This window comes from Hymenobacter psoromatis, from assembly GCA_001596155.1.
Taxonomy (GTDB): domain Bacteria; phylum Bacteroidota; class Bacteroidia; order Cytophagales; family Hymenobacteraceae; genus Hymenobacter.
This window is the reverse complement of sequence record CP014771.1, coordinates 1,727,407-1,748,008: the sequence shown is the minus strand read 5'-3', so window position 1 is coordinate 1,748,008 and position 20,602 is coordinate 1,727,407. Positions and strand designations below refer to the sequence as shown.

The 20,602-nt window shown below is 57.7% G+C and carries 17 protein-coding genes; 6 read left to right on the top strand and 11 right to left on the bottom strand.

Annotated elements, in window-relative coordinates; genetic code table 11:
- Positions 1–577: 577 nt before the first annotated feature.
- The 5 genes from A0257_07415 to A0257_07395 form a co-directional block, all read right to left on the bottom strand.
- Positions 578–1,660: a carbamoyl phosphate synthase small subunit gene (locus A0257_07415; GenBank protein AMR26952.1), complete on the bottom strand. Its 1,083-nt coding sequence runs from the start codon at positions 1,658–1,660 to the stop codon at positions 578–580.
- Positions 1,661–1,832: 172 nt separating this feature from the next.
- Positions 1,833–2,978 (bottom strand): acetylornithine aminotransferase, encoded by a 1,146-nt coding sequence (locus A0257_07410; protein AMR26951.1) that lies wholly within the window; start codon positions 2,976–2,978, stop codon positions 1,833–1,835.
- A gap of 581 nt (positions 2,979–3,559) precedes the next feature.
- Positions 3,560–4,570 carry an N-acetyl-gamma-glutamyl-phosphate reductase gene (locus A0257_07405; protein ID AMR26950.1) on the bottom strand — a complete coding sequence of 337 codons (1,011 nt, stop codon included), beginning with the start codon at positions 4,568–4,570 and terminating at the stop codon, positions 3,560–3,562.
- Positions 4,571–4,672: 102 nt separating this feature from the next.
- Positions 4,673–5,857, bottom strand: coding sequence for an argininosuccinate synthase (locus A0257_07400; protein ID AMR26949.1), 1,185 nt, complete (start codon positions 5,855–5,857; stop codon positions 4,673–4,675).
- A 77-nt stretch (positions 5,858–5,934) separates the two neighbouring features.
- Entirely contained in the window at positions 5,935–6,495 is a 561-nt protein-coding gene (locus tag A0257_07395; GenBank protein ID AMR29663.1) for an acetyltransferase, read from the bottom strand.
- A gap of 404 nt (positions 6,496–6,899) precedes the next feature.
- On the opposite strand from A0257_07395, the gene A0257_07390 reads away from it, so the two are divergent.
- The 3 genes from A0257_07390 (at position 6,900) to A0257_07380 (ending at position 10,161) form a co-directional block, all read left to right on the top strand.
- The gene (locus tag A0257_07390) at positions 6,900–7,685 is read left to right on the top strand and encodes an acetylglutamate kinase (protein AMR26948.1); all 786 of its coding nucleotides are present in this window, start codon (positions 6,900–6,902) and stop codon (positions 7,683–7,685) included.
- Positions 7,673–8,740 carry an acetylornithine deacetylase gene (locus tag A0257_07385; GenBank protein ID AMR26947.1) on the top strand — a complete coding sequence of 356 codons (1,068 nt, stop codon included), beginning with the start codon at positions 7,673–7,675 and terminating at the stop codon, positions 8,738–8,740. The genes A0257_07390 and A0257_07385 overlap by 13 nt, the downstream gene beginning before the upstream one ends.
- Before the next feature lie 110 nt (positions 8,741–8,850).
- Positions 8,851–10,161: an argininosuccinate lyase gene (locus A0257_07380; GenBank protein ID AMR26946.1), complete on the top strand. Its 1,311-nt coding sequence runs from the start codon at positions 8,851–8,853 to the stop codon at positions 10,159–10,161.
- 167 nt (positions 10,162–10,328) lie between these two features.
- Here A0257_07380 and A0257_07375 read toward each other — a convergent pair whose 3' ends face one another.
- From A0257_07375 to A0257_07360, 4 genes are read right to left on the bottom strand one after another with little or no spacing between them, the layout of a single operon-like run.
- Positions 10,329–11,018, bottom strand: a complete 690-nt coding sequence (locus tag A0257_07375; protein ID AMR26945.1) for a hypothetical protein — start codon at positions 11,016–11,018, stop codon at positions 10,329–10,331.
- A gap of 2 nt (positions 11,019–11,020) precedes the next feature.
- On the bottom strand, positions 11,021–11,215 hold the full coding sequence (locus tag A0257_07370; protein ID AMR26944.1) for a hypothetical protein: 195 nt from the start codon (positions 11,213–11,215) through the stop codon (positions 11,021–11,023).
- A gap of 1 nt (position 11,216) precedes the next feature.
- Entirely contained in the window at positions 11,217–12,818 is a 1,602-nt protein-coding gene (locus A0257_07365; GenBank protein ID AMR26943.1) for a hypothetical protein, read from the bottom strand.
- Between the two features lie 9 nt (positions 12,819–12,827).
- Complete coding sequence (locus tag A0257_07360; protein ID AMR26942.1) at positions 12,828–13,028, bottom strand: hypothetical protein; 201 nt, start codon at positions 13,026–13,028, stop codon at positions 12,828–12,830.
- Positions 13,029–13,438: 410 nt separating this feature from the next.
- Between A0257_07360 and A0257_07355 the strand changes: the two genes are divergently transcribed.
- Genes A0257_07355 through A0257_07345 form a run of 3 tightly spaced genes read left to right on the top strand, consistent with a single transcriptional unit; the run spans position 13,439 to position 18,982 of the window.
- A complete protein-coding gene (locus A0257_07355) occupies positions 13,439–16,882 on the top strand; it encodes a pyruvate carboxylase (GenBank protein AMR26941.1) in 3,444 nt (1,147 codons plus the stop codon).
- Between the two features lie 45 nt (positions 16,883–16,927).
- The gene (locus A0257_07350; GenBank protein AMR26940.1) at positions 16,928–17,659 is read left to right on the top strand and encodes a hypothetical protein; all 732 of its coding nucleotides are present in this window, start codon (positions 16,928–16,930) and stop codon (positions 17,657–17,659) included.
- Positions 17,660–17,665: 6 nt separating this feature from the next.
- Complete coding sequence (locus A0257_07345) at positions 17,666–18,982, top strand: hypothetical protein (GenBank protein AMR26939.1); 1,317 nt, start codon at positions 17,666–17,668, stop codon at positions 18,980–18,982.
- Positions 18,983–18,988: 6 nt separating this feature from the next.
- Here the strand turns inward: A0257_07345 and A0257_07340 are convergent, their stop codons facing one another.
- Positions 18,989–19,462: a hypothetical protein gene (locus A0257_07340; protein ID AMR26938.1), complete on the bottom strand. Its 474-nt coding sequence runs from the start codon at positions 19,460–19,462 to the stop codon at positions 18,989–18,991.
- Positions 19,463–19,624: 162 nt separating this feature from the next.
- A complete protein-coding gene (locus A0257_07335) occupies positions 19,625–20,485 on the bottom strand; it encodes a hypothetical protein (GenBank protein ID AMR26937.1) in 861 nt (286 codons plus the stop codon).
- Between the last annotated feature and the right edge of the window lie 117 nt (positions 20,486–20,602).

Below are 20,602 nucleotides of genomic sequence, written 5' to 3'. Positions count from 1 at the left end.
TGAATAGTTTCAGTATCGCCAGACCAAATTCGTGCTAATACCCCTTTATAAAATGTGAGATACAAATTCACAGTCATTCTCACTGTTCCATCCCGATTTATTTGCACGAGATACTGTGGCAATACAAACACCCGACTATCTGAGCAGTATAAAGCATTAAATATTGAATCATTGGCTGCGGGCTTTAATTCAATGATGCTCTCCGCACTACCTTGTAACTCAATGTCAATATTTGAATTAGCAACGCGAATATCAGTGTTCCATTCAGTTTCCAGTGGATTTATAATTGAAGCGAATGATTTGCCAATTATAAATGGCCCTATTCCTTTTAAATTAGGTTCTTGTGTAACGCTTGCCTTTGGTTGTGTTGCTGCTGCCTTTTTAGGAACAACCTTCTTTGCAGTCTGTGCTGTTGCAACGAAAGGTAAAATCATTACGAGCGGAATGAATAGCAATTTCATGTGAGAGAGAAGAGTTTTGATTAGGGGTGGACAAAACTAGTTTGCAACGAAGCGGGCAAGATGCTTCGCTGCGCTCTGCATAACGTTCTTTTTTGCTCGTTCTGATTCTCCTACCCCTACTTATTCGCCTTATACGCCTTCACCGCCCCCATAAAATCATCAAACAGAAACTCCGTATCCTGCGGGCCGCCGGCCGCTTCGGGGTGAAACTGCGTGGAGAAAAACGGCTTGGTTTGGTGCTTGATGCCTTCGCAGGTGCCGTCGTTGAGGTTCTCGAAGAGCATGGTCCACTCGGCGGGGAGCGTGGCGGTATCGACCGCGAAGCCGTGGTTTTGGCTGGTGATGTAGCTGCGCTGCGTGCCGGTGCGGCGCACGGGCTGGTTGTGGCTGCGGTGGCCGTATTTGAGCTTGAAGGTGTCGCCGCCCGCCGCCAGGCCCATGAGCTGCGAGCCGAGGCAGATGCCGAAAATGGGCTTGTCCTGCTGCAAGGCTTTTTGGAGGTGCGCGATGGTGGGGGCGCACATTTTGGGGTCGCCGGGGCCGTTGCTCAGGAAGAGGCCGTCGTAGTCGAGGGTGGTGAAATCGTAGTCCCAGGGCACCCGAATCAGCTCCACGTCGCGGGTCAGGAAGCAGCGGATGATGTTGGTTTTGGTGCCGCAGTCCACGAGCACGATTTTGTGCTGGCCCTGGCCGTAGTGCTGCACGCCGGGCGCGCTCACTTGCGCCACGAGGTTGTCCAGGTTGGGGTCGTGCAGGGGCAGGTCGTGGTCGTCGGCCACGATTTTGCCCAGCATGGCCCCCTTCTCGCGCAGGATTTTGGTGAGCATCCGGGTATCCACCCCGCTGATGCCGGGGATGTTGTACGCTTTTAGCCAGTCGCCCAGGCTTTTATCGGCGTTCCAGTGGCTGTGCTCATCGGAGTAATAATTCACCACCAGCCCGGCAATATGAATTTTATCGGACTCGAAGATGCGCGAAATAGACTCGTAGAGCGCTTCGCCGGGCACGCCGTAGTTGCCCACCAGCGGGTAGGTGAGCACCAGAATCTGCCCCGCGAAGGAGGGGTCGGTGAGGTTTTCGGGGTAGCCCGTCATGGCCGTGCTGAACACGACTTCGCCCGCCACGGAGGTGTGCGCGCCGAAGGATTGGCCGGTGATGGCGGTGCCGTCTTCGAGGATTAGGGTTGTTTGCTGGTTCATGGTTGGGTCGCCCTCCGCGGGTCACCTCACCCCCTAGCCCCCTCTCCCGTGGAGAGGGGGAACTAGTCTCTAGCTTTAGTTTTTAAGCTAAAAGTATTTGGGTGAGGCGTTTATAAAAGTAGAATAAAGACTAAAGCTAGAAACTAGTCCCCCCTCTCCACGGGAGAGGGGGCTAGGGGGTGAGGTGAACGGCCGCTGGCACAAGCGCATATAACGCCCCCAAAAACCTATCCACCTCGTCCCTACTAATATTCAGCGGCGGCAGCAACCGCAGCACCGTAGGGTCCGAAGCATTCCCCACGAAAATGTGGTGCTCAGACAGCAGCTTGTCGCGAATTTCCTTCACCGGGAAGTCGTACTTAATGCCCAGCATCAACCCGCGCCCCCGGATTTCGACGGCTCCGGCGTGGGCCAGCAGCTCGGTGCGGAGGTAATCGCCCATTTCGCGGGCGTGTTGCACTAGGTCTTCCTCCTCAATTACTTCGAGTACGGCCAGGGCGGCGGCGCAGGCCAGGTGGTTGCCGCCGAAGGTGGTGCCCAGCAGCCCGTAGGATGCTTGCAGTGTGGGCGCGATGAGGATGCCGCCGATGGGGAAGCCGTTGCCCATGCCCTTGGCCACCGCGATGATATCGGGGCGGATGCCGGCCCACTGGTGGGCGAAAAACCGGCCGCTACGGCCGTAGCCGCACTGCACCTCGTCGGCGATGAGCAGCGCGCCGTGCGCCCCGCAGACCAGCGAAAGGCCCACCAGAAACTCATCGGGCGGGCGGATGATGCCGCCTACCCCCTGAATAGGCTCCACGATGACGGCGCACACGTCGCCACCGCGCAGCACCTCGATTACCGCCGGCAAGTCATACTCCAGGAAGGAAACGACGTGGCCCGCGTTGAAGGGCGCGATGATTTTGGGGTTGTCGGTGGCCGCCACCGCGCCCGACGTGCGGCCGTGAAAACCGCCCTTAAACGCAATGACCCGCCGCTTGCCCGTGTGGAAGGAAGCCAGCTTCAGCGCGTTCTCGTTGGCCTCGGCCCCCGAGTTGCACAGGAACAGCGCGTACTCGGGGTAGCCCGACACCTCGCCCAGCTTCGCGGCCAGCTCGCGCTGAATCGGAATCTGCACCGAGTTGGAGTAGAAGCCCAGGTGCTGGAGCTGCGCGGTGAGGCGCTGCACGTAGTGCGGGTGGCTGTGGCCGATGGAAATCACGGCGTGGCCGCCGTAAAAATCCAGGTACTGCTGGCCCTGGTCGTCCCACAGCGTCGCGCCCAGCCCCCGCACCGGCGTGATGTCCACCAGCGGATAAACGTTGAATAGGTTCATTTTAAGTAGATTAGTTGTTTAAAAGAACGTCATGCTGAGCTTGCCGAAGCATCTTGGCAGGTTCGCTATAGTTAGTTTTATTGTAGCGTTTAAATAAAGAATTTCACAAATTAAAATACATAAAACGTAGTCATCTAACTATTTTCCACAATAAAAAAATCAGCGCAGCAGCTACCATAACCAAACAACCAATTCCTTTGGCGCGGTCTGAAGCCTTAATTCGGTTTATGTACCTATCTGCTATGTTTAGAGGAAGGAAATAGCCGCGCCATGCATTGTCGGGAGATGAAAGTGCCCACGTCTCTTTGCAATTGCTACACTGGTAGTATGTTTCTGGTGCCGTAAAATCATTTGCTGATGATATTGATGCTGGTTTCTCTATCAACACCAATTTCCCAGCTGCACACTTTTCCTGTAAGACTTGAGTGAAAGCCTCGAAATCTTGCCAAGTAGCGAAGCTGTCAATGCCTTTCAGAAAGCAATTTCTACACATCTGGTTTTAGAAAAAATAATTCATGCAAAGTGATACAGATGCTTCGGCAAGCTCAGCATGACGTTCTTTTTGCTAATGTTCTGCTAGCCTAAAAAAACGAAGCCTTTATCCCTAACCCCATCGTTTCTTCCAACCCAAACAGCAGATTCATATTCTGCACCGCCTGGCCCGATGCGCCTTTCAGCAGGTTGTCGAGGGCGGAGGTGATGAGCACCTGGTCGTCGTGCTTGGCTACGTGCAGCAGGCATTTGTTGGTGTTCACCACTTGCTTGAGATGAATTTCCTGCTCCGCTACCACCGTAAAGGGAGCAGCGCGGTAGTAGTTGGAGTACAAATTTTGTACTTCCAGTACGGAAAGTTCACACGTAGTATAAACCGAGGCGAAGATGCCCCGCGTAAAATTGCCCCGGTAGGGGATGAAGCGCACCGGCTGCCCGAAGCCCGGCTGCAAGCTCCCCAGCGTCTCGCCAATTTCGCCTAAGTGCTGGTGGGTGAAGGTTTTGTAGGTCGAGATATTGCCGGTGCGCCAGGTGAAGCCGGTCGTTTCGGCCAGGCCGCGCCCCGCGCCCGTGCTGCCCGTGATGGCCGATACGTGGACCGCCTCGCGCAGCAGCCCGGCCCCGGCCAGCGGCAGCAGCGCCAGCTGAATGGCCGTGGCAAAGCAGCCGGGGTTGGCCACGCTGTCGGCGGTGCGGAGGACGGCGCGGTTCAGCTCGGGCAGGCCGTACACGAATTCCCTACCCCCCGCCGCCCGGTCGGCCGCCAGGCGAAAATCGTTGCTCAGGTCAATGACCTTCGTGCGGGGGGGTAGGGCGGTTTTCAGCAGCCACTCGCGCGAATTGCCGTGGCCCAGGCACAGGAACACCACATCCTCGTCGCCGCGCAATTCGCTGGCAAAGGTCAGGTCGGTGTCGCCCAGCAGGTCGTCGTGCACGGAATGCACCGGCTGCCCGGCCTGCGTGGAGCTGACGATGGCCACTACTTCGGCCTGCGGGTGGTGCAGCAGCAGGCGCAGCAGCTCGCCGGCCGTGTAGCCCGCGCCGCCCAGGATGCCGATTTTTATATTATTCAATTTACTTTGATTAAAAGGGCTGAATATGGTTTCACCGCAGAAGACGCAGAGGGTTTCGCAGAAGGGTCGCAGAAGAACTGCCTCTGCGTTCCTTCTGCGAAACCCTCTGCGTCTTCTGCGGTGAAAACACTACTCCCCCAACGAAGCGTGAATCTTCAACTGATTCCCAAAAATCTTAATGAACCCCCGCGCATCGCGCGAATCCCAGGCGTTATTCTCCTCGCCATAAGTAGCCACCTTCGACTGCATCATGTCGTATTTCGACTCAATGCCCAGCAGCTCAAAGTGATACGGCCGCAGCTCTACGAACACCGTACCCGTCACCCGCGCCTGCGACGATAACAAAAACGCCTCGAAATCGCGCATCACTGGGTCGAGGTATTGCGCCTCGTGCAACAGCGTGCCGTACCAGGTCGCCACCGGCTCCTTGTGCAGCTGCTGCCAGCGCGAAAGCGTGTGCTTTTCCAGCAAGTGATGCGCCTTGATGAGCAGCAGCGCCGCCGGAGCCTCAAAGCCCACGCGGCCCTTGATGCCCAGAATGGTATCGCCCACGTGCGTATCGCGCCCAATGGCGTACTGCCCGCCCAGGTAATTAAGCTGCTGAATGAGCGACACGGCATCCATCCGCTGCCCGTTCAGCGCCACCGGCTCGCCCTGCTCGAAGGTGATTTCCAGCTGCGTCGGCTCGGTCTTGGAGAGTTGGGTGGGGTAGGCGCTTTCGGGTAGCGCCTGGCGCGAAGTCAGCGTTTCCACGCCGCCCACGCTGGTGCCCCAGATGCCCCGGTTGATGGAGTATTTCGCCTTTTCCCAGCTCATCTCGAAGCCCTGGTCCTGCAGATACTGAATCTCCTGCTGGCGCGAAAGCTTCTGGTCGCGGATAGGGGTAATTATTTCCACGTCGGGCGCAATCACGGCGAAGGCCACGTCGAAACGCACTTGGTCGTTGCCCGCGCCAGTGCTGCCATGCACGATGTACTCGGCATTTTCACGCTTCGCGTATTCGGCAATGGCCAGCGCCTGAAACATGCGCTCAGCGCTCACGCTCAGCGGGTAAGTGTCATTCTTCAACACGTTGCCAAACAGCAGGTAGCGCAGGCAATCGTGATAATAACGCTCGGTAATATCAATTACCTCATGCTTCACCGAGCCCAGTTCGTAAGCCCGTTTCTCGATGGACGCCAATTCCTCAGCCGAAAAACCGCCCGAATTCACGATAACCGTGTGGATTTCCAGGTCATGCTCCCGCGAGAGGTTCACCACGCAGTACGACGTATCGAGGCCGCCACTGTATGCTACAATTGCCTTTTTTTTCATTGCGTAATTATAAAACGGAGGAATACTCCGTTAATCGTTAAACAGGAGGCTACCAAGTGCCCAGTCAGCCCGCGTATTTACAACTCCCCAGGCAATTCTGTTGCGGGCGGCGGGGTTGTCAGGTCGTCGTACACCATGCCCGTGCAGAGACATATTTTGCGCTCATTCTCGGTCAGGATGCCGAAGTTTTTACAGCTCTTGCAGCCCTTCCAGAAATCCTCGCTGGTAGTAAGCTCCGAGAAAGTCACTGGCTTATAACCCAGGTCGCTATTGATTTTCATCACCGCCAGACTGGTGGTAATGCCGAAAATCTTGGCATCTGGATATTTAGTGCGGGAGAGCCGGAATATCTCGCGCTTAATGGCACGACCCAGGCCGTGCTTACGCAGCTCCGTATTTACTACGAGGCCCGAATTGGCCACGAACTTGCCGCTTTCGAAGGTTTCGATGTAGCAAAAACCGGCTATTTCGCCATCTACCAAGGCGACAACGGCGTTGCCTTGCTGCATTTTAGCCTTGATGTACTCTGGCTCCCGCTTGGCGATGCCAGTGCCCCGCTGCTTAGCCGATTCGATATACCATTGACACAGCAAGTCCGCATACTGCGCGTCTGCTGCTGTCGCAACCCGTATTGTCATTTTAGGAAGGAAAGACTTAGGAAAGAAACGTAGTTCACCGGCCCTCACACCACGCGAGTTAGCGGCAGAAAACCCGAAATCCATCGGTAAGTAGCTGAGCGCGTTAGCGGTGGCTCAGCAAAGCTAGCGCGCAGCCAGCACCCGGCAGTTGAAGCCGGCTAGGGTCGTCGCAACAACGCGCAAACCATCGTGCGCATGCTTCCCAAGCCCAGGCGGGCCTTGGCGGAAAGCGAAAAATTAGTGCGAACCAGGTAAGTCATTGCAGAAAGCAGCCGTGGGCTAGTGAGTAAACTAGCAAGCCAGGGACCATAATGAAGTCGCAAAGGTAAAAGTTCCTACTTTTGCCCGCAATAGAAAAGACGTTTTTTTTCGCGGCAGGCTGAAGAACTGACGATGAATAAAATATGAACGAGCAGAAAGTAACTATTTATAAGATTGGGGGCGGCATTATTGATAATACTGCGGAACTCACGAAGTTTCTGGAACTGCTCGCCCAGGTAGCCAGCCCCAAAATACTAGTACACGGCGGTGGCAAAGGGGCCAGCACCATGATGCGCGAACTCGGCCTGGAGCCGCAGCTTATCAACGGCCGCCGCATCACCGACGCCGCCACGCTCGACATCGTGACGATGTTCTACGCTGGCAAAACCAACAAGCAGGTAGTGGCCGACCTGCAACGCCTCGGCGTAAATGCGCTGGGCCTGAGTGGTGCCGATGGCAACGTAATACAGGGCATTAAGCGGCCGGTAAAGGATATTGACTATGGCTTTGTGGGTGATTTGACGCCGGCCAGCGTTAATAAGCAGCTGCTGCAAAGCTTATTGGCTGCGGACGTTGTGCCCGTGCTATGCCCCATTATTCACGATGGACACGGCCAGTTATTAAATACCAACGCCGATACCATTGCCTCCGCCGTAGCCGTGGCGCTGGCCGCTGAAAACGAGGTGACGCTGCATTATTGCTTTGAGAAAAACGGTGTACTGCGCAACGTAGCGGACGATAATTCGGTAATTCCTGAAATTAATTTAATTACCTACGCTGAATTAAAGAAGCATGGAATTATTGCTGATGGCATGCTACCGAAGCTGGAAAATGCCTTTTCAGCGCTAAATCAAGGGGTAGCGAAGGTGATTATTGGCCACGCGCTAACTATTTGTTCTAACTTGCGCACGGTGCTATGTCTGAATTAATTGCGCAGCTTAGTGAGGAGGCGATTGGATTATTAATTCAATTAATTCAGACGCAGTCTTTTTCGCGGGAGGAAGCTGCTACCGCCGATATTCTTGAAGCGTTTCTGATGCAGCACAATATTCCGGTGCAGCGGCGGGGCAATAATGTGTGGGCAATAAGTCGCGATTTTGACCCGGCAAAATCCACTGTCTTACTTAACTCACACCACGATACCGTGAAGCCGGGCGTGGCATGGTCCTACCCCCCCTTTGGTGCGGTAAGGGAGGGTGATAAATTAATTGGTCTGGGCAGCAACGACGCCGGTGCTTCAGCGGTGAGTTTATTGGCGGCTTTTCGGTATTTTTACGAGCAGCCCACGGCATTTAATTTAATCTGCGCCATTACGGCGGAGGAGGAAATTTCGGGAGCGAATGGCATCAAAAGTATTCTGCCCGAATTAGGAAAAATTGACCTCGGTCTAGTCGGCGAGCCTACAGGAATGAACGCGGCCATAGCTGAAAAAGGCCTGCTCGTGCTGGATGGGGTAGCGCGCGGCCGCACCGGCCACGCCGCTCGCGACGAGGGTGAAAACGCTCTTTATAAGGCGCTGAATGATATTTCCTGGCTGCGCAGCTACCAGTTTCCGAAAGTGTCGAGAATGCTCGGGCCGGTGAAAATGACGGTTACCCAGATAAGCGCCGGCACGCAGCACAATGTGGTGCCCGACGAGTGCCGCTACGTGGTGGATGTGCGCCCTACGGAGTGCTACTCGAACGAGGAAATTCTGGAAATAATCCGCGCGAATGTGCAGGCCGAAATAACGCCGCGCTCTACGCATTTGCAGTCATCCGGCGTTGCGTTAAATCATCCGATTGTGCGCAAGGCGGTGGCGATGGGAAAAACCACCTACGGCTCGCCTACGCTCTCCGACCAGGCGCTGATGCGGTTTCCTACCCTGAAAATGGGGCCGGGCGACAGTGCCCGCTCGCACGCGCCGGATGAGTATATTTTATTGAGTGAAATTCGCGCTGGCGTCGCGGATTATGTGGAGTTATTAACTGATTTTAAGTTTTGAGCGCGAGGTTTCGCAAGGTTAAAAGAGGTTTCGCAAAGTTGTAGTGCGCTTGCCGTTAGCCTTTCGATTACCCTGGCGAAACCTCTTTTAACCTTGCGAAACCTCGCGTTATGAAAATCTGGGAAAAAGGCTTCTCCGTCAACGATAAAATTGAGCAGTTCACGGTAGGGCAGGACCGGGAGCTGGATATATACCTGGCACCCTTCGATATGTTGGCTTCTAAGGCGCAGGCGAAGATGCTGGCCAGCATTGGTTTAATATCTAAAGAAGAAGAAACGCAGCTATTAACCGGGCTGGATGAGCTGCTGGCGCAGATAGCGAACGGCACGTTCGTTATCGAGCCGGAATTTGAGGATGTGCACTCCAAAATTGAGTATTACCTGACTGATAAGTTCGGCGACGCGGGCAAGAAAATTCACACGGCGCGTTCGCGCAACGACCAGGTGCTGACGGCCATTCAATTATTTATTAAGGATTATACCGAAAAAATCGGGGCGAAAATTCTGGAATTAGCTGATTTGTTAATTCGGCAGGGCGAGAAATATAAAAACGATTTATTGCCTGGCTACACTCATTTTCAGGCGGCTATGCCGAGCAGCTTTGGGCTGTGGTTTGGGGCGTATGCCGAGCATTTATTGCTGGATATGAGCCTGCTGGAAGCAGCGCACACCGTGGCCGACCACAACCCGCTGGGCTCGGGCGCGGGCTTCGGCAGCAGCTTCGGTATCAATCGCGAGCAGACGACGCGCGAAATGGGTTTTAGTAGCCTGGCTATCAGCTCAGTGGGTGCGCAGATGCTGCGGGGCAAGACTGAAAAGACGCTGGCTTTTGCCATTGCGGGCGTGGCGGGCACGCTTAGTAAATTGGCCTACGACCTGGTGCTGTATAATAGCCAGGATTTAGGATTTGTGAAATTACCCAAGGAATTTACGACGGGCTCCAGCATTATGCCGCACAAGAAAAACCCCGACGTATTTGAGCTGGTGCGGGCGCACTGCAACCGGCTGCAAGCGCTGCCCAACGATATTATTCTCACCATTAATAATCTGCCCAGCGGCTACCACCGCGACTTTCAGATTCTGAAGGAGCTATTATTCCGGCCGATGGTGCAGTTTGCGAATATTCTGGATATTCTGCTCTTTGCCGTGCCCGAATTACAAGTGGTGCCGGGCGTAATTAATCAGCCGAAATACGACGCTATTTTCTCCGTCGAAAATATCAACCAATTAATTCAGCAGGGTGTGCCGTTTCGGGATGCGTATAAGCAAGTGGGGCAGGCCGTGGATGCTGGCACATACGTGCCGCACAAGGAATTTGCCACCACGCACCTGGGCAGCGTGCACCAGCCGGGGCTGGCCGAGCTGGCTGACCGCCTACGCGAGGTGCGCGCGCGGCTGCCTTGGATTAATAGCGAGGGGTAGGCAGCCACCCAGGGCCAGCAGCAAACCCAGGCGGGCGAGAAAAGAGGAAGTCGGCATAAGGGTAGGGAAGAAGCCTTCCTGAATGGTGAGGGGACAACGGGCACCAGCAGCAAACAGGCGCTATTCAACCGAACAGCGCCTGTTTTGGTGTGGAGAAAGCAGTTAAGCTATTTCACCTCGACGGTGAACGTGCTTTGCTGCTCGAAAATAATTGGCTTAAGCGGAGTTCCAGGCTCTAGCGAATAGCTTTTGAAATATTGTTGGTACAAGTCAAAGTTATTGGCTTTCCCCGCGTTGATTATGTAGAACGAATCATCAAGCTGCGCTTTCTGTTCGCGACCTTGTGCATCAGGTGGTAACTGGATGAAGGGTAGCAACTGGTCTTTATCTCCATTAGCAGGCGTAATTATCATGGAAATAGAAGTGACGCAAGCTTTGGTAGGAATCAGGCCGATTCTAGCGCGGTAGTAATGGCCATCATATACCGGTTCGAAGCTGCTAGTAAAAGTGCCTTGCAGCGATGCCTTTCCTAGCCGTTCTACAATACGAAACGTGCTAGCAATACCGGCTGATTGCTGGCCAATGCCTAACAATTTTTCATAAAAAATGGCAGAATGCAATGGCAAGTCCTGCGGCCGGACCCGATAGCGGTTCCCGCTGTTTAAGTCTAGCAAAGAGTCGGAAAAATTAGCCTCAAGCCAGAGTGTATCGCCTAAGTGCAGGGTGCGAGCACTTGGGGTAATGGTAACGGTAGGCAGAAAGCCGACACGCACCAGCACGGGGTAAGGTCCCTTGTCATGGCACCCGCTGAGCAAAAAGAGTAGACTCAGGCTTGCCAGAAGACGAGTAGTGAGCATCTCTACCAGCGATAAGTAGTGACGAGCTGCTCCATTTCCGGTGCCTGTAACCTGTTATTCTGGGTGATGACCCGTTTTTGATAGTCTCGCACGGTAAGCACGTCCGGCTGCAAGCCTCGGAAAATGAGCGTGGGATAATAGGCAGTTACGTTGTCGGTTACGTGCGTGGCGATTGGTTCAACTGAGTTATCCGTCATATCATATATACATGCCTTGGACGAACCACCCATCATTAACACCGTCGTAATCAATATCACTCGGAACTTGATTTTCTAACTCATCTAAGGCATATTTTGCCCGAAATGCGTAACTAGTTCCTCGGTACCTAGAGTCTGTGAAAAGTCGCTCAGTGTACTCTCCCCACCCCTCACTGACAGCGATACGTCCCGAGCCCGAGGTAGACTTTTCGCCGTAGCCATTATGCAGCACGATATAACCTATATAGGCCGTCCAGAAATTATTGCCCACCTGCTGGTAGTGCTGCGTGTGGCCTAACTCATGGAACAGCAGCGCGTTAAGGCCAGGTGAATTGTAGAGGCCGCTGGTTTTATTCGCGTAGAAGATGGTCATGTCTGGCAGTTGACGCTGCATCACCTGTTTCACCAGCGCTACGTCGGCCCGGCCGGTGGCTAAGAGCAAAAAGTCAATGGCTCGGGAAGCAAGCGACGTACTGGCGATGGTGCGCAGCATGGGCGTGGAGCCGGCGCGGTTGCCTTTTTCGGTAATGGTGGGAAACAGCCACACGTTGATACCCCGCGCGGGGCCGGGCAGGCCGCGCGCCAGGGCATAGTTACGGGTATCAGCCAGGTTATTGAAAAGCGTGGCCGCGGCCCAGGTCGAGGCGCCTTTGCTTTGCCAGTTATTCGGCCCGCCTTGGTGCGTGATAGTGTAGGCAATGTTTTCCATGTCGCCTTTCTGGTAGTTGCCCAGGCCGGCCTCAATGGGCAGCACGGCCTCCCAGAAGCGCAGCCCGCTGATGAGGCCGCGGGTAGTGGCCAGGTTGCTCCTAAATTCGATGCTGATGTTAACCTGGCTCAAATAGCCCGAGCTGATGGAAAAATTGCCCTGGTCGTCGGTGTAGGTATCATCAAAGTTGAACCAGCGCCGCGACTTCACCTTGACGCCGCGCAGCGGGAGCGCCCCCAGGTCGGTATCCTGCACCGTGAGCCGGCCGTGTGGGTGGTAGCGCGTGCCGCCCCAGCCAAACAAGCTCAGCTGTGCGGCGCTGCCTGCCGGGGCCGCCACCATTTCCTTGGGGTGCCCGCTCAGGCGCATAGCTTCGTTATAAAGGGCGTGCGGCGAAACCTTGGCTTTCTTCAGCTTTTTGGTTGCCTCGGCCTGCTTGCCGGGCTTAGCGGGCTTGTGCTGGTCCTGGCTGCTGGCCAGGCTATTATTCAGAATAATCGGCTGGCACCACACATCGGTGTAGCATTGGCACGGAGAGTCCCACCGCGGGCCGCAGGGTGAAGGCGAAGGTGGGGGCGTAGGAGCCGGCTCCCACGGGTCGGCATCCTGCGCGTCGCCGTCTTCGGTCGTAAACAGGAACAGCTCCTGAAGCTGCTCGTGCGGAATGGCCACCGGGAGCACCGTGCCCACCGGCACGACGGTGTAAATCCAGGGTATTTCGTCGGTGTCGCGGTTCACGACCGTCGTGGCCGCCACCGACTCATCCATCGGCACCCAGGAAAGCCGGTAGCCCAGGCTGTCGAGGTCGGCTAGCTGGTTGATATTGACGGGTTTGAAGCGCACATATAGATGAGTAGCCTGCACCGGGATGTCGTCCGATGGCGTATCCAGCATCAGGTTGGCTTAAGCTTGCCGCATGGTGGCTACCGCAAAAGGGTTGCTGCCGGTGCCTTGCTGGTCGGCGGCCGCGCTGGTGGCGCTTGGGCTAGCTGGCTCGGGGCTGCGCTTCTGGCAGCTACTCATCAGCAGAAAAATGGCTGCCAGGGCGGTTAGGAGCCTGGTCGGGAATACCCGATTGGGCGAAAAGGTAGTACTGCTTTGCATGTGGAGAAGGGATAAAAGTGAAAAAATAAAAGAGCGGTTTTCAGGAACCGGTAAAGAAGGCCACTAAGAGCGAGCCGACCGCCGGCCGAAGATAGTATAAATGAACAAATTATGAAGTATAAGTTCTGAAAAGTTGCTTGCTGCTGTTACGCAGTCCTGCTGATGCTTATGTTATTGAATTCTGCTTAATAGCTTCTTGTTTTTTATTGCTAATCAACCAGAAATCAGCAAAATTCTGTTATCTCTGGCAAGCTGAGTTTGCTTGTGTAGCATCAACTACTTATAAATATTTTTTTGGTAAGCGTGCCGGGCTTGCCGGCCAGATGCTCGTTAGTAATCAACCGGAACAACTTAGCCAGCCCCCGGCGTAGCTTAGCCGCCAAACTGCCGTTCTTTCTGCTAAAACCCGTATGAAAATCACGAAGCTGCTCGTCGCCAATCGGGGCGAAATAGCCATCCGCGTATTCCGCGCCGCTACCGAGCTGGGCATTTCCACGGTGGGTATTTACACCTACGAAGACCGGAATTCGCTGCATCGCTACAAGGCCGATGAGGCGTATCAGATTGGCGGCGACGACGAGCCGCTGCGCCCCTACCTTGCTATTGAGGCGATTATCGCGGTGGCGAAGGACAACGGCGCGCAGGCCATTCACCCCGGCTACGGCTTTCTGAGCGAGAATGCGGCCCTGGCCCGGCGCTGCCGCGAGGAAGGCATCGTCTTCGTGGGGCCGCGCCCCGAGGTGATGGAAGCGCTCGGCGACAAAGTGGCCGCCAAAGCGGTGGCCCTGCAGTGCGAAGTGCCGCTGATTGAGAGCAGCGAGGCCGATTTGGTGGACGTGGAAGTGGCCCTGACCGAGGCGCACCGCATTGGCTATCCCCTTATGCTCAAGGCCGCTTCGGGCGGGGGGGGTAGGGGCATGCGCGTGCTGCGCGACGATGAGCAGCTGCGCAAAGGCTTTTTTGAGGCGCGCAACGAGGCGCTGAATGCCTTTGGTGACGACACGGTTTTTCTAGAGAAATTCGTGGAGCATCCCAAGCACATTGAGGTGCAGCTGGTGGGCGACCAGCACGGGCACCTCACGCACCTCTACGAGCGTGACTGCTCGGTGCAGCGCCGCTTCCAGAAGGTGGTGGAAGTCGCGCCGGCCGTCGATTTGACGGATTCGCTGCGTAATCGGCTGTATGAATACGCGTTGAAAATCGGGCGGGCCGTGGGCTACGATAACGTGGGCACGGTGGAGTTCCTGGTGAACCCGGAGCTGGACCGCATTTATTTTATTGAGGTAAATCCGCGCATTCAGGTCGAGCACACCGTGACCGAGATGATAACGGGCGTGGACATCGTAAAAACCCAGATTTATATTGCCTCGGGCTACCCCCTCGAATCGCCCGAAATCGGGTTGGGTCCCGATGTGACGGTGCCGCGCATGGGCGTGGCCGTGCAGTGCCGCATCACGACGGAAGACGCCACCAACGACTTCAAGCCCGACTACGGCACCATCGTGGCCTACCGCTCGGCGGGCGGCTTCGGCATCCGGCTCGACCAGGGCTCGGTGTATCAGGGTGCGGTAATTTCGCCGTTTTTCGATTCGCTGCTGGTGAAGGTTTCGACCCACGCGCCCACCCTGGCCAGCGCGGCCCAGAAAATGCTGCGCACGCTGGACGAGTTTCGGGTGCGGGGGGTGAAGACGAATATGCAGTTCTTGCAGAATATCGTGCGCGACCCCGAGTTTCAGGCCGGGCACGCCACGGTTGACTTCATCAAGGATAATCCTGACTTGCTGAAGTTTAAGACCCGGCTCGACCGGGCCACGCGCCTGCTGCACTACATCGGCGAGGTGGTAATTAATGGCAATCCCGACGTGGAAGGCCGCGTGGACGAGCGCCGCCAGGTGCGCCCCGCCCCGCTGCCCGCCGCCGACTGCTCCCTACCCCCCCCCGCCGGCACCAAGCAGAAACTCCAGGAATTAGGACCCGAAAAATTCAGCCAGTGGCTGCGCGCCGAGCCGCTCATTCACTACACCGACACCACGCTGCGCGACGCTCACCAAAGCCTGCTGGCCACCCGCATGCGCACCATCGACATGCTGAAGGTGGCCGACCGCTACGCCCACCAGCACCCCCAAACGTTTTCGATGGAAGTGTGGGGCGGGGCCACGTTTGACGTGGCGCTGCGCTTTTTGCACGAAGACCCCTGGGCGCGCCTGACTCGGCTACGCGAGGCGGTGCCGAATATTCTGCTGCAAATGCTGATTCGCGGGGCTAACGGCGTGGGCTACAAGGCCTATCCCGACAACCTGACCGAGCGCTTCGTGGCCGAGGCCGGTGACAAGGGCATCGACGTGTTCCGCATTTTCGACTCCCTGAACTGGATGAAGGGCATGGAGCCGTGCATCAACTTCGTGCGCAAGCAGACCACCGGCCTGGCCGAGGGCAGCATCTGCTACACCGGCGATATTATGGACCCCAGCCGGCCCAAATACAATCTTAATTACTACCTCACGCTGGCCAAGCAGTTGGAGGATGCCGGCTCCCATATCCTCTGCATCAAGGACATGGCGGGCTTATTGAAGCCCTACGCGGCCCAGGAGCTGATAACGGCGCTGCGCGAAACGGTGCAGATTCCCATTCACCTGCACACGCACGACACGAGCAGCCTGCAAGCCGCCACTTATCTCAAGGCCGTGGAGGCGGGCGTGAACGTGATTGACGTGGCGCTGGGCGGCCTCTCGGGCCTCACCTCGCAGCCCAACTTCAACTCGCTGGTCGAAATGCTGCGCCACACGCCCCGCCACCGCGAGTTCAATCAGCACAGCCTCAACGGGTTTAGTGATTACTGGGAGGCCCTGCGTGAGCAGTATTACCCCTTCGAGTCGGGCCTGCTGGCGGGCACTGCCGAGGTGTTTGAGCACGAGATTCCGGGCGGGCAATATTCCAACCTGCGGCCCCAGGCGGCGGCGCTGGGCCTGCTCGATAAGTTTGAGGAAGTGAAGCAGCGCTTCGCCGACGCCAACCAGCTGCTGGGCGACATTCCGAAGGTCACGCCGTCGTCGAAAGTCGTGGGCGACCTGGCTTTGTTCATGGTTTCCAATAAGTTGACGCCCGAGGGGGTCATTAGCCGGGGCGAGGGTCTGAGCTTTCCGGAGTCGGTGCGCGAGCTGCTGCGCGGCGACATTGGCCAGCCGCTGGGCGGCTGGCCCGCCGATATGCAGCGCGTGGTGCTCAAGGGCGAGCCGGCCTTCACCGACCGGCCTAATGAGCACCTGACGCCCATTGATTTTGACCAGGAATGGGCCACCTTTGAGAAGGAGCACCCGTACGCGCAGTTCACCGATTTGCTCTCTAGTCTGCTCTATCCCAAGGTATTTGCTGATTACTGGAAGTTTCGGCTGAGCTACGGCGACGTGAGCCGGGTCCCTACCCCCGTCTTTTTCTTTGGCCTCAAAGAAGGCGAGGAAACCATCATTACCATTGCGCGGGGCAAGACGATTATCATCCGCCTGCAGTCCATCGGCCCGGTCAATGACGAAGGAATGCGCACGGTATTCTTTGCCCTCAATGGCCAGACCCGCAACCTCGAAGTGCGCGACCGGCACGTGGAAGTCAAGACCGTGCACAACCAAAAAGCCGACCGCGCCAACTCCAAGCAGATTGGCGCGCCCCTGCAAGGCATGCTGAGCAAGGTGCTGGTGGCGGCCGGCCAGCAGGTGGCCAAAAACACGCCGCTGTTCGTCATTGAAGCCATGAAAATGGAAACCACCATCACCGCGCCCGAAGACCTGACGGTGGGCACCCTGGCGCTGGGCGAGGGCGCCCGCGTGCAGGCCGACGACCTGGTGCTGACGGTGGCGTAGGGGCGGCGGGCAGCCAATCGTAAGCCAAGGCTTATACTTGCATTTATGACTACGGTAAACACGTTTTTGAGGGGCGCGGCCCTGGCCCTGGGGTGCGGGCTGCCGCTGCTGGCCGCCGCGCAGAGCTCGGAGCTGGCCCGCGATAAAGGGAGCAATTTTAACAATGGCTACGCTATGCCGCCCGCCGAGGCAAATACGCTGCAAGGCAGCCCGTTTTTGCTGACTTCCTGGTCGCCGGCTACGATTCTGCTCAGTGCTTCCACGCAGCCCATTGCGATGCCGCTGAAGTATGACGTGTACCGGCAGGAGCTGCGGGTGCGCCGGGCCAAGGGCGATTCGGTGGTGGTGCCCCTGGCCCAGGTGCGCGAATTCAGCCTGACGGGTAGTGGTCCGGCGCGCCGCTTCCTGTGCTTTTCCTCGGCGGCTTTACCCACCGAAGGGGGCAGCTGCGGCGAGGTGCTTTTTGATGGCCCGCGCGCCCAGCTGCTGAAATTCGTGCATAAGGAGGTTACCAAGAAGTCAGTTGACAATGGCTCCTACGCGTCGAATAATACGATGAGCGTGCTGGAAGAGCAGACGCATTACTACCTGCGCTGGCCCGCCGATGGCCACTTTACCCCGCTCAGGCTGAAGCGCGCCAGCCTGGAGCAGGCCCTGGCCGGCCAGCCAGCGGCCCTGGCGGCGCTTAAAGCGCGCAAGGGCAGCCTCAGCTCGGAAGCTGACTTTGCGGCGGCGCTGGCAGTTGTTGACCCTTCGCTAACTGTCTCAGGAAAGTAAGATTCTATGCTAAATACTTGTAAATCAATAATTAACTTGCTGCTGGTTGGCGTGCTGGCTGGCGCTGGTGTGCCGGCCGTCGCGCAGCAAATATCCAAGGGCACTGTCGAGCGGGTGCTCACGACCCTGGCCGCCGACAACATGCAGGGCCGCGCCACCGGCCAGCCCGGCAACCTGAAAGCAGCTGAGTTTCTGGCCGCTGAGTTCAAGCGCATTGGCTTGCAGCCGCTGCCGGGTGCCACGGGCTTCATGCAGGAGTTTCCGGCCTATGAATCGATGCTGGCCAGCGCGCAGGCTACGCTCAATGGGGTAGCCCTGCCCGCCGACCACGTATTTGCCCGCACGTCGCAGCCCGCGCTCAGCTGGACCGACGCCGACGAGGTGCAGGTGCTGATTCTTGGCCCGGACGATAAGCTGCAGCCACACTTTCGGGAGCTATTCCGGCCCGAAAAAAACCTGCTAGTCATTTTCGACCCCGCGCGGGCGGCCGAGTTCAAGTCGCTGGTAACGCAAGCTAGCAAGCCGCAGCTGCGGGCCGAGCCGGCGGGCAATGCCTTTTCGAGCGTGTGGCTGCTGGCGAGTGCCGCGCCTACCCCCCTCACGTTCCGCGTAGCGGCCACGACTACCACTAAAACGCTGACGCTGCGCAATGTAGTGGGCTACCTGCCGGGGCGCGACCCGGCCCACGCCGCCGAGCAAGTCATCTTTTCGGGCCACTACGACCACCTGGGTATTCTCAAGCCAGTAGCGGGCGACTCGATTGCCAACGGGGCCGACGACGACGCCAGCGGCACCACGGCCGTAGTGGCGCTGGCGCAATATTTTAAGAAGCAGAAAAAGAATGCCCGCTCACTGATTTTCGTGGCCTTCACGGCCGAGGAAATCGGGGGCTTCGGGGCGCGCTATTTCTCCAAGCAGCTCGACCCGCAGCACCTGACGGCCATGTTCAACATCGAGATGATTGGCAAGCCGGCCAGGTTTGGGCCCAACACGGCGTTCATCACCGGCTATGACAAGTCGGATTTTGGCCAGCTGCTGCAAGCCAATCTGCAAGGCACGCAGTTCAGGTTTGAGCCCGACCCCTACCCCGAGCAAAACCTGTTTTACCGCTCCGACAACGCCACGCTGGCGCGCCTGGGCGTGCCGGCCCACACCATCAGCACCGACCAGATTCCGACCGACAAGCTCTACCACAGCGTGGGAGACGAGGTGAGTAGCCTGGATATCAAGAACATGACGGCCGTCATCCAAGCCATCGCGCAGAGCGCCAAAGGCATCGTGTCGGGCCAGCAAACGCCGACCCGCGTGGCACCCGAAAAGTAGCCTAAACTAGCGCAAATGCACGGCCTCTAGCTGGGCCAGCGGTTCGCCGGTGCGCGCCGAGTTGCCGTAGAGCATCAGCGTATTGCCCGCGATGCGGTAGGCGCGGGTGGCTTCGAGCGCCTGGGTAAAGCGCTGCTCGGTATCGAGCGAAGGGCAGGCCATGCGGGTGCTCAGCAGGGGGGCAAATTGCAGCTCGCCATCGTTCTCGACCGGCTTGAGGCCGCCCCGGAAACGGTTGCAGCCGCCGAGCCCCTCGGCCGTGCCGGCCGCGCTGATAAAGAGGAACGGTTCCTGGCCCTCGGGAAAGGTTTCGCGCAGGGGCTGGCTGGAAAGCTGGCGCAATACCCAGCGCGTATCGCGCAGCGACGCATCGGGGGTGATATTCGTAACGGGCGGGCCCGTAGTGCCGCGGTCAGTCGGGCGCTGGCAGGCGCTGCCGGCTAATAGTAGGCAGGACAGAAAAAAGGTGGAGCGATGCATGTAACAAGCCAGAAAAAAAGCTGGCCCGCAACTATACGTCACGAGTCGGCTCTGAGTAGTGGAAAGCCCTATCAGGACTGAGACTCTTTTCGTCGAAACAATAGTAAAGCAATGACTATCACTGCACTACATCCTGCGTAATAATGAGGCGGCAGTGAATAATTAATTGCCGCCGTTGCCGCCCAGCCGAAAGCCGAGGCCCACCCCCACGGTGGTAGCGCCGGCGCTCACGCCGCTCAGAATGCGGCCCACCGTGGCATCGAAGCGCAGGCCGGTCCAGGGGCGGTAGTAGAGGCCGGCGTTGGCGCCGGTCGTCAGGTTGTCGCGGCCGCGGCCGTAGCCTTCCACGAAATAGCCGGCCCGGTCGGTGATGGGTGCCGTGAGGGCCAGCGAGCCTATATACTGCCCGCCAATCTGCCCGTTGAAGATATCGGTCAGCGTTATGCCGCTCTGCACGAAGCCGAAGTTGCCTTCGAGGGCGGCGCGGCGGCCCAGCTGCTGGCTCACGAGCAGGCGTCCGGCGGGGGCCCAGGTGCCGCGGCGCAGGCCATTCTGGCCGGTGTGGGGCAGTGCGGCTTCCACCAGCAGCGCCACTTGGAAACGGCTGGCGCGGTCGGGCGTCAGCATCAGCTTGGTGCCGATGGTGAGCGGTGCCCAGCCTACGGAGTCGCGGCGCGGGGCACTGCCTTCGCCCACCGCCGGGGTGCCGGGCGTGCCGAACACGTAGGGCTGCGTAATGCGCAGCTCCAGGCTGTTGAAGAAGCCAATGCGGAGCGTAGTAGCCTGGCTGTTGCTCCCTACCCCCCCGTTGGGCGCGAAGTGCTGCCAGCCGGTTTCGAGTTGAAACTCCCCCGGCCGCAGCACGCCGGCCGTGATGGTCTGGCCGGGGCGGTCGGGCCGAATGTGCCGCACGAAAGGCGTTTCCGCGTTTTCATTGCTTTCATCCGGCGTGTTTTGGGCCAGGGCGGGAGTGAGGCGGCCTGCGAGCAAGGCAGCCAGCACCAGCGGAGTGGTCTTGCGCATAGGCTCCCCGACGCGCGGCCCACCAAGATAGTTCAACGCATATAGCCGCTTCATTTGAAGCTCACGCAAAAGGGAGGGGGTAGGGAAACGCCGCGCTGGCATTTCCCTACCCCCTCC